Below are 8,647 nucleotides of genomic sequence, written 5' to 3'. Positions count from 1 at the left end.
GTGCTCAAAGATAGCAGAACCCGCTAAGTGGATTGCAGTGCGCTGCATTAGAGGGGTACAGAGAGGGGTATGGAGTGAGATAAATGGATTTTTACGAGGCCGTGTTTACCTAACTCATTGATTTTAATGGTGCTCCCGACTGGATTCGAACCAGTGGCCTTCCCCTTAGGAGGGGGACGCTCTATCCATCTGAGCTACGGGGGCAACCGCGCCATTATACTGATTAATCCGCGTTTTTTAAGCCTTTAAATACCGTTTGCCTATGATTTAGTCACTAAATCACCCACTTGCACGGTAGAACCGGCACTTAAGCCTCGGCTGCTAAGTATTGCATGGGTTGGGTAGACCTGTGTCACGGTGAGCCGAACAGTGCTCGGTGTGAACATCTCTTGCACCTGACCTTGCTGGTCGATGAACTCGGTGGTGTGCAGCAATTTTAACGTATCGCCCTTACGTACACCGTTACGCGCGCCGATATTAATCGTCAGGCGTGTACCATTAATCGCACTGATACGAGCCTGCGTGCTGCTGCACCCGAGTTGCGTATCTAAATCTTGTGCTATCTGATCGGTCTGTAAACGAATGGCATAACCATAAGCGGATTGCCAAAAGTTGGCACTGCGCGTATCAATGCGCGCTGTGCGTTCAAATGGCCACTGTGCCTCGGTGCGGTATAGTTGCTGGAAAACTTGCTCACCGTTGTAGCTGTCAAAAACCTGAATATTGACCGCAAAGTTACGCTGCATAACGCTGGCCGAAAAATACTGGCTTAAACCGGTCTGGGGTATTGGGGTCAGATCAACAAGCTGCCCCGTTAACAAATACTGCACCTGTTGCTGCTCACCCACTGCGGCTAACCAGTTGCCTGAGGCATCGGCTGGAATATGCGTGTTCTGATAACTGCGCACTTGCAACCCTTGTAACGCTTGGCGAAGTTGGCGCTCAAGTACTGTGGGATAATCAGTATCTAAATTAAAAATCGCACCGGTAGAGGCCTGCGTCAGATCATCCATTGCAAAACGATACACTGACATCGGTTTACTGTAACTGAGTCTGCGGCACATTTTTTGATCTGGCGTGATGTCTGCCCGCAAAGTCAGAGTATAGCGGCCCTGTTGTGTGGAAGTACTCACAATCGTGGCGCTGCGGATCGGGCTGCCTGCTGCATAGCTTACCTGTGTATCACCGTTGGCCAGCGCACTGAGCGAGGTAACCAGTGGGGTCTGGTAGTTCATTGAGACACCGGTATAACCGAGCAACTGCCCGCTGGCATCCATCAGCGCCAGTGTACGTAACTGTGACTCATCTCCCGCCTGTGCCGGAATACTGACACTGGTCTGATACCAAGCGGCATAAAGGTTGCTTGTAAACAGACTGGTGGCCAGTAGGCTGGCCGCATACAACGGAATTCGGCGGGATACAGCTCTCATCGGTGATACCTGAATAATCCTAACAGTGGCGACGATAGCCGTCGCAGATAACGGTTATGGCGCAGAGCCGAAGGATATCTCGGTAGCCTCTGCACTCGAGTCATGATTTATACGATGACGTGAGTCATTACCGGAACTATGCAATTACCGTTCCGCCGGTACTACTGGCAATCAGAGAGTTGCTCAAGTTTTTACATGGGCAGACGATATAAGAACCAGAGAGAGTGACAGAAGGCGCATAACGTGAATCAGCTAAAAACATCATGGGTTGCCGGTCTGGTATCTGCACTGCTACTGAGTGGGTGTGCCGGACATCAGCCCTCGGCAGAACAGCCGTATGTCATGGATAAAAACCATGTAGAGGTGCTACCGCGCCACAGTCTGGACTACTTTGTAGATGCAATGGCCCGTCAGCTGGTGGCATCCAATAAAAATCTGGTTGGCGGTGGCTCTGTGGCAGTGGCCTCATTCGTTGATTTACAGCAGATGGATCAGACCAACTGGCTGGGCAACTTGATGGCTGACTCCTTTATCTACCAGTTGCAACAACGCGGATTGACCGTGCTCGATTATAAAACGACCGGCCAGATCCGGGTAACACCGCAGGGTGATTTTGCCCTCAGCCGCAACTGGCGAGATCTGCAAAAAGCCTATCAAGTCGATAACGTCCTAACGGGGACCATGCTGCGCCAAGGCTCAGGCGTCCAGATCAATGCGCGGATTATCCGTTTTAGTGATCGGGTAGTGATCGCCACTGCACAGGGGTTTTTACCGGCAGACAGGTTAGGGCGCAGTATCGGTAACAGCAATAAAGTGCAGATCCGTGATGGCATGATAGTGCGAGGTGACAATACCTTTAACGCACCGAGTATCATCATTGCGCCATAACATCATTACCATAACATCATCGCGTGATTAATATCGATATTGGCCGTACAAGCGGAAAATATACGGATAAAAAACAGGAATAACACATGCGCAAGTTGAAAATCAGTTTAGCACTGGTGGTGTGTACGGCATTACTGGGCTGTGCTCCAAACAGCAGCAGCCAGATCCTGAATGCCGTGGGATATGCCCCGATAGCCGTACAGCCGGGCAAAACTGCACAAGAGCGCCAATTACAAGCGATGCGAGCTTCACGTCTTGATGCGTACCGCGAAATGACCGAACAGCTCTACGGGCTGAAAATCAGCAGCCATACCCAAGTGTTGTCATCGGGCTCATTGCGTGATGCCGGAATACAAACACAGGCGGCTGGTTGGGTGCGCGGTGCGCAAGTGGTACGCAGCTATCCGGTGGGGGATAACTATGTCACCGAACTGCGCCTTGACCTGAATAACGTCAAAAAATTGCCAGCCGTTGCTAGCGCGCCAAAAGCAGTGGTTGAGAAAAAAGAGCAGGTCATCTTAGTGCCTGCCCGCAGCGCGACGTTTTAACGTGCTTATACCGTCAGAACACCCTATGTTTTTCGACATAGGATCCCAGTACGGATCATCGTTACCGTTATGCTGTAGATTGGTATGAATACTGAAAGGTGAATATGTAATGGTGAATACTGTTCAGCAAGGCAACAATCGGCCTGTTTACACCTTCACATTATTCCCAAGGGTTGAGGTATTGAGCGTTTTACCGTCGGCATTGTAGGTCATCATCTCTTTACCGCGCACGGCCATCAGCTGGTTTGCCAAACGGCTAAGGCTAATGCGCGCCTCTTTCATGATCTCGCCAAGCAGATGATTTTTGGTCTGGCAAGACTGCAATAATTGCCGCACGCTCAGCAGCAGTGCGTCTTGCGCATCGAGCTGTGCCCGCTCGGCGTGCTGTGCAATCTGCTGATCGGTCTCTTGTACCGTTTGTAGCAGTACATTTTTTTGCTCACTGAGCGTAAGCAGCAGATCCGCCTGATGTTCGGTAAGCGCAGTGAGCTCACTGTCAATCAACTGCTCTAGTGTCTGTAAGGTTGTCTGTTGCTGGGTCAGTAGTGCGTGCAGCGTCATGAAAATATCCTATAATCGGCCAGCACGTTATTTGGCTGACGTTTAGTGAGAACCTGACTCTAACTTAAGCAAATTTGCGGCCAGTTTTTCAGGATTAACCTGATACGCACCGGAATTAATCGCTAGCTTAAGGCGCTCAACCTTTGCACTGTCAAACGGCATTTCATTGTTTACCTGTTTTGGTATTTGCGCCAGCGTTTGCGCCTGTGAAGTCAGCGTTACCCCGTCAGCAGCCGGTTTGGTCTGTTCCGGTTTAATTTCTGCTGGCTTGGTCTGTGGTGTACCGCTGGTAGCCGTCGTATCACTGTGCAGATTAACCGTATGCTGCAATCTTTTACCCGCAGCGGATGAGTTTAAATTTGCATAAGTGAATTTATCAATGCTGCTCATGGCATTATTCCTACATTATTCTTCATTCTTATGGGCATTAATTGGGTGTTGGCGACGCCTAAATGCTCTCTAATATTGCAATGCTCAAAACCACAATACAAAACAACCTCGACAACGCTTGTATAATGTAACGGCACCACAACCAAGAACTTGAGAAATTATTTTTTGGGATACAGACTTATGCAGCTCTTTTAATATCAATAGGTTACTGCTGCCTCACCCACGCTGGTTACTACGGCACTAACCACCCGTTGTGAACGGTTATTCCGGATCTGAATCGTATCACCTATTGTACCGTTACCCATAGCCACGCCTGATGCGACTACGGCTAGCCCCGGCTTACCTGCTTTGAGCACGACCCGATCGCCTTTACACACCTGACAAATTTGTGCTGCAGAAATGGGCGCTGCCGCATTTAGCGGACGTATTGTTTTAGCACCAATCAACAAAGAGGTATCGTCAAAAATCCGTGCATGCGCCTGACGCACATCTTTGTAAGTCAGCACCAAATCATCAGCTTGCAATAATGTATCACTGCGAATAGCGCGTGCTGTAACCACTACCGGGCTAACCGACAACACTTTTACCGGCACATACACCTGCCAGTTTTGGGTTGGACAGCGCACTAACACCGTTGCTTTGGTAGTCAGTGTTTGCTTACCGGGCAGTGAACTGACTAGTGCAGAGGCACAGGCATCAAACTGTAAACGTCGGTCTACCGGTGCGGCTTTGACCTGATGCTGCAACTCACTGTTGGCCGGTAGCTGGCTGATCACAAAATCTTCGGCAGCCTGACTGATACTGCCTAAATTTTGCTGCGCCGTACTTGCGTTAGGCACTGATGCTGCACTGGCATAATTAATGCTTAAGAATACCCCATAAAGGCCGATAAGCAGCTTAATAGGGCGTAGGGCCTGATGTAATGGCGTTGAGAAAAACACAAAACGTCTCCTGTTATGCTAAATACCCTGAAAATACCAAGGGGATATGCGTGATAAAACAGATAAAAAATCGCTGGGAGTAGCCTGTTATGGCGGGGATTTTAGATTCGGTAAACCAACGGACACAACTGGTCGGGCAAAATCGTTTAGAGCTGTTGACGTTTAAGTTACAGGGTTCGCAACGTTATGGCATCAACGTATTTAAAGTCCGTGAGGTTTTACAATGCCCGCGTTTAACTATGTTGCCGAACTTAAACCCGATCGTCAAAGGTATTGCACACATTCGTGGCCAGACATTGTCGGTCATTGATATGAGTCTGGCTATTGGCGGGCAGCCGGTTGATGACCCAGAAAAATGTTTTATTATTATCTCTGAATATAACCGTTCAGTGCAGGGTTTTTTGGTGCAGTCGGTAGAGCGCATTATCAACATGAATTGGGAATCTATTTTACCGCCACCAAAAGGTGCGGGAAAAATAAACTACCTAACCGCCGTGACCGAAGTGGATAAAGAGCTGATCGAAATTCTTGATGTTGAACGTATTTTAGATGAGATCTCTCCTGCACCGACCCAAATCAGCCAATCTATTTTAGATGCTGCGGCTGATGAAGTGAAAAATATGCAAAATGCCGGTAAGAAAATACTGGTGGTAGATGATTCTAGTGTCGCCCGTAAGCAAATTGAGCGCGCCTTAACCAGTATTGGTCTTGATTGCGAAATGGCCAAAGATGGGCGTGATGCGCTTGAGCGTTTAAAACAGGTGGCCGCCCAAGGTAATGTATATGATCACTACGCATTGGTGATTTCAGATATCGAAATGCCTGAGATGGACGGTTATACTTTAACTGCCGAAATTAGGCATCATTCACAATTTAATGCGCTGCATGTGATCTTGCATACCTCATTAAGTGGCGTATTTAATCAGGCAATGGTCAGCAAAGTGGGTGCAAATAACTTTATTGCTAAATTCAATCCCGATGAACTCGCCAATGCCGTTAATCAGGCACTTTTGCAACTAGCCTCCGAGTAATTCATGAATTCAGTCAGCTTTAGTGAACACGAGTACCAAGAGTTCAGCCGTTTTTTAGAGTTACAGTGCGGCATCGTGCTGGGCGATAACAAACAGTATTTGGTTCGCAGCCGGTTGACCCCGTTGTTACCCCGCTATGGGTGTACGCATCTCTCCGAGCTGTTAAAACAGGCCTTGCACGGTATAAATCGTGACCTGCGCACGTCGGTAGTAGATGCCATGACCACCAACGAAACCCTCTGGTTTCGTGATAACTATCCGTTTGATATTTTAGCCGAACGCTTATTACCTGAGTTTGCCGTACAAAAACGGCCGGTCAGGATCTGGTCGGCAGCGTGCTCATCGGGGCAAGAGCCTTACTCGATTGCGATGACGGTGCTTGAAACTCAGATGCGTCGCCCCGGCATGCTGCCGATGCTACAACCGGCGCAGATTGTCGCAACCGATATCTCACCACAAATGCTTGAAATATCGCGTCAGGCCAGTTACGACGCGTTGGCGCTCGGTCGTGGTCTATCACCAGAGCGTAAGCGTCAATTTTTTGAAGCCCAGCCTGATGGCCGTATGCAACTGAATAACAAAGTTCGCAATCTGGTTTCATTTAAGCCGCTGAACTTGAAAGAGAGCTATGCCCTTATGGGCAAGTTTGACATTATTTTCTGCCGTAATGTGTTGATCTATTTTTCGGCTGAGATGAAAGCTAAAGTCATTAACCAACTGGCGGCTTGTTTGCAACCTGGCGGTTATTTGCTGCTTGGTGCATCAGAGTCTATGACTGGGTTAAGTGATCGTTTTGAGATGGTGCGCTGTACGCCTGGCATTATCTACAAACTCAAATAGCCATTTATATGCACATACAGTGATAAACCCACTTAAATCGTGGTGATAGATCAATCACAGCGGGGCTAAATTAGCCCCGTTTTTTTATTTGCGCGCATGGTGTTGCATTGCGCTTTTGTCTGGCCGTTATCCCTTTTAAACGTATTTTTTATGGGATACAGAGCCGGTATTTGATAAACCAACCGCGCTAATTTTTTTGTTGATCTTTTGAACTATCCTCAGATGTTTTCTTTCCTTCATTTAAACGTGCCTGTTTATTCCACGGCCTATCAAAATAAAGAACCAGACAAATAGCGGCATAAATAACAGCACAGATATTTTGGCGCTCATTCTGGCACTAAGTTTGCTTACTTTGCTGCATATACCTCGACTGATGTATGCGGAGAGATAGATGGCAATCAGTTTCGATCAAGCATTGGGTGTACACCAGTACACTCCCGGTTTGCGTAACCAGCGCACCGAGATATTGGCCAGCAATATCGCCAATGCTGATACCCCCGGCTATAAAGCGCGTGATATGGATTTTTCACAGGCACTGGATCAGGCCGTCACACAAGCCAGCAGCAACCTGCAGCGCAGCAGCCTGTCGATGACAGATGAACGCCATATTTCTGCCGCCTCTGACTTCTCAGGTACGACTGCCTACCGTATTCCCAATCAGCCCGATGGCGGCGATGGCAATACCGTGGATGTGCAGGTTGAGCGCAATCTGTTTATGGAAAACAGCATTGAGTATCAGGCGTCGTTGCAATTTTTAAGCGGAAAATTCAGTGGCTTGAAAAAAGCCATTCGCGGGGATTAATCCATGAGTCTGTTTAATGTGTTTGATGTTTCCGGCTCGGCGATGAGTGCGCAGTCAGTACGTCTTAATACCGTGGCCAGTAATCTGGCGAATGCCCAGAGCGTTAGCAGTTCAGCCGATGAAACCTACAAGGCACGGCACCCAATATTTAATGCCATGTTGGATGATGCAATGGACAACGGCTCAAGCGTACCCGTCTCAGTGGCCGGCATTATTGAGAGTCAAAAGCCGCTGAACATGGAGTACCGCCCTGATCATCCGCTGGCAAATCCCGATGGCTACATCTTCAAACCTAACGTGAATGTGATGGAGGAGATGGCCGATATGATCTCAGCGTCGCGCTCATACCAGACCAATGTGCAGATTGCCGATGCCGCCAAACAGATGGCGATGCAGACCCTCAATCTGGGCAAGTAAGGAGCAACACGTGATAGATCCGAATGTTCGCGCCACCAGTTATCTGGATAAAGTCAGTCGCCAAAACGCGCCAACGAGCAATAAAGCGGGTGCAACCGATAGCAGCTCGCGCAGCAAAAGCACCGATGAGGCCCCCAATACCCGTCCAGATGAAACACCAACCGGTGGGGCAACATCGTCGCTAACACAACAAGATTTCATGCGTCTGCTGACCCAGCAGTTGTCATTCCAAGACCCGTTTAATCCAGTTAGTAATGACCAAATGGTGTCACAGATGGCGTCATTTTCCACCATTGATGGCATCAACAAGATGACCGATCAGTTCAGCCTGATGAACCAGATTATGGGCTCAGGTCAGGCGCTGCAAGCCTCATCACTGGTTGGGCAGGATGTGTTGCTGCCAACCAGTGATGTCTGGCTGGAAGACAAGGGTGTGAGCGGGGCTATCTTCTCAAAAACCGGCGAGAAGCTGAATAATTTGTCGGTACGTATTGAAGATGAGAACGGCCAGCTGATTAAGACCATTGGCATCAACGGTGAAAAAGACGGTGTAGTGCGGTTTGACTGGGATGGCACGAACGACAGCGGCGAAAAAGTGCCAGCCGGTAAATACAAAATGAAGGCAACCGCCGAAATTGACGGCGAGCAAAAAGATATTACTGACCAGTTGGCCACTTACCACCGTGTCAGCAGTGTGGTGCTGCAATCAGAACTGGGTGCACTGATTAATGTTAACGGCATTGAGGGCGGTATTCCGATCGGCAATATCCTCGAAGTGGGAAAAATGAGTGGGGGTTCA

At 48.7% G+C, this 8,647-nt stretch carries 11 protein-coding genes and 1 tRNA gene; 7 read left to right on the top strand and 5 right to left on the bottom strand.

The genetic code is table 11. The features are described 5' to 3' along the window. Positions 1–127: 127 nt before the first annotated feature. A tRNA-Arg gene (locus ACRC27_RS04385) sits at positions 128–204 on the bottom strand. A 56-nt stretch (positions 205–260) separates the two neighbouring features. Next, entirely contained in the window at positions 261–1,430 is a 1,170-nt protein-coding gene (locus ACRC27_RS04380) for a flagella assembly protein FlgT middle domain-containing protein (protein ID WP_438639283.1), read from the bottom strand. Positions 1,431–1,673: 243 nt separating this feature from the next. Here ACRC27_RS04380 and ACRC27_RS04375 point away from each other — a divergent pair, with 243 nt between their 5' ends. After that, positions 1,674–2,318 (top strand): FlgO family outer membrane protein, encoded by a 645-nt coding sequence (locus tag ACRC27_RS04375; protein ID WP_438621541.1) that lies wholly within the window; start codon positions 1,674–1,676, stop codon positions 2,316–2,318. A gap of 86 nt (positions 2,319–2,404) precedes the next feature. Next, positions 2,405–2,866: an LPP20 family lipoprotein gene (locus ACRC27_RS04370; RefSeq protein WP_438621542.1), complete on the top strand. Its 462-nt coding sequence runs from the start codon at positions 2,405–2,407 to the stop codon at positions 2,864–2,866. 147 nt (positions 2,867–3,013) lie between these two features. Here the strand turns inward: ACRC27_RS04370 and flgN are convergent, their stop codons facing one another. From flgN to flgA, 3 genes are all read right to left on the bottom strand, one after another. Beyond that, positions 3,014–3,427, bottom strand: a complete 414-nt coding sequence (flgN, locus tag ACRC27_RS04365; RefSeq protein WP_438621543.1) for a flagellar export chaperone FlgN — start codon at positions 3,425–3,427, stop codon at positions 3,014–3,016. Positions 3,428–3,469: 42 nt separating this feature from the next. Continuing rightward, on the bottom strand, positions 3,470–3,817 hold the full coding sequence (gene flgM, locus ACRC27_RS04360; RefSeq protein WP_438621544.1) for a flagellar biosynthesis anti-sigma factor FlgM: 348 nt from the start codon (positions 3,815–3,817) through the stop codon (positions 3,470–3,472). Between the two features lie 197 nt (positions 3,818–4,014). Next, on the bottom strand, positions 4,015–4,758 hold the full coding sequence (gene flgA / locus ACRC27_RS04355) for a flagellar basal body P-ring formation chaperone FlgA (protein WP_438621545.1): 744 nt from the start codon (positions 4,756–4,758) through the stop codon (positions 4,015–4,017). A gap of 89 nt (positions 4,759–4,847) precedes the next feature. Here flgA and ACRC27_RS04350 point away from each other — a divergent pair, with 89 nt between their 5' ends. The 5 genes from ACRC27_RS04350 to ACRC27_RS04330 form a co-directional block, all read left to right on the top strand. Next, complete coding sequence (locus tag ACRC27_RS04350) at positions 4,848–5,789, top strand: chemotaxis protein CheV (protein WP_438621546.1); 942 nt, start codon at positions 4,848–4,850, stop codon at positions 5,787–5,789. 3 nt (positions 5,790–5,792) lie between these two features. Next, positions 5,793–6,629: a CheR family methyltransferase gene (locus tag ACRC27_RS04345; protein WP_438621547.1), complete on the top strand. Its 837-nt coding sequence runs from the start codon at positions 5,793–5,795 to the stop codon at positions 6,627–6,629. Between the two features lie 391 nt (positions 6,630–7,020). Next, complete coding sequence (gene flgB / locus ACRC27_RS04340) at positions 7,021–7,431, top strand: flagellar basal body rod protein FlgB (RefSeq protein ID WP_438621548.1); 411 nt, start codon at positions 7,021–7,023, stop codon at positions 7,429–7,431. 3 nt (positions 7,432–7,434) lie between these two features. Further along, complete coding sequence (gene flgC, locus ACRC27_RS04335) at positions 7,435–7,848, top strand: flagellar basal body rod protein FlgC (RefSeq protein ID WP_438621549.1); 414 nt, start codon at positions 7,435–7,437, stop codon at positions 7,846–7,848. 10 nt (positions 7,849–7,858) lie between these two features. Continuing rightward, positions 7,859–8,647, top strand: a 789-nt coding sequence (locus tag ACRC27_RS04330; RefSeq protein WP_438639282.1) for a flagellar hook assembly protein FlgD, incomplete at its 3' end; no start/stop codon positions are given.

This window comes from Plesiomonas sp., assembly GCF_051650925.1.
Lineage (GTDB): Bacteria > Pseudomonadota > Gammaproteobacteria > Enterobacterales > CAMTGL01 > Plesiomonas.
The sequence above is the reverse complement of the archived record's forward strand: the minus strand, read 5'-3'. Positions and strand labels throughout refer to the sequence as shown.

Coding starts and splice junctions, on each gene's coding strand:
- ACRC27_RS04370 (WP_438621542.1), top strand. CDS start 2,405: ATGCGCAAGTTGAAAATCAGTTTAGCACTGGTGGTGTGTACGGCATTA.
- flgB (WP_438621548.1), top strand. CDS start 7,021: ATGGCAATCAGTTTCGATCAAGCATTGGGTGTACACCAGTACACTCCC.
- flgC (WP_438621549.1), top strand. CDS start 7,435: ATGAGTCTGTTTAATGTGTTTGATGTTTCCGGCTCGGCGATGAGTGCG.
- flgN (WP_438621543.1), bottom strand. CDS start 3,427: ATGACGCTGCACGCACTACTGACCCAGCAACAGACAACCTTACAGACA.
- ACRC27_RS04345 (WP_438621547.1), top strand. CDS start 5,793: ATGAATTCAGTCAGCTTTAGTGAACACGAGTACCAAGAGTTCAGCCGT.
- ACRC27_RS04380 (WP_438639283.1), bottom strand. CDS start 1,430: ATGAGAGCTGTATCCCGCCGAATTCCGTTGTATGCGGCCAGCCTACTG.
- ACRC27_RS04350 (WP_438621546.1), top strand. CDS start 4,848: ATGGCGGGGATTTTAGATTCGGTAAACCAACGGACACAACTGGTCGGG.
- flgM (WP_438621544.1), bottom strand. CDS start 3,817: ATGAGCAGCATTGATAAATTCACTTATGCAAATTTAAACTCATCCGCT.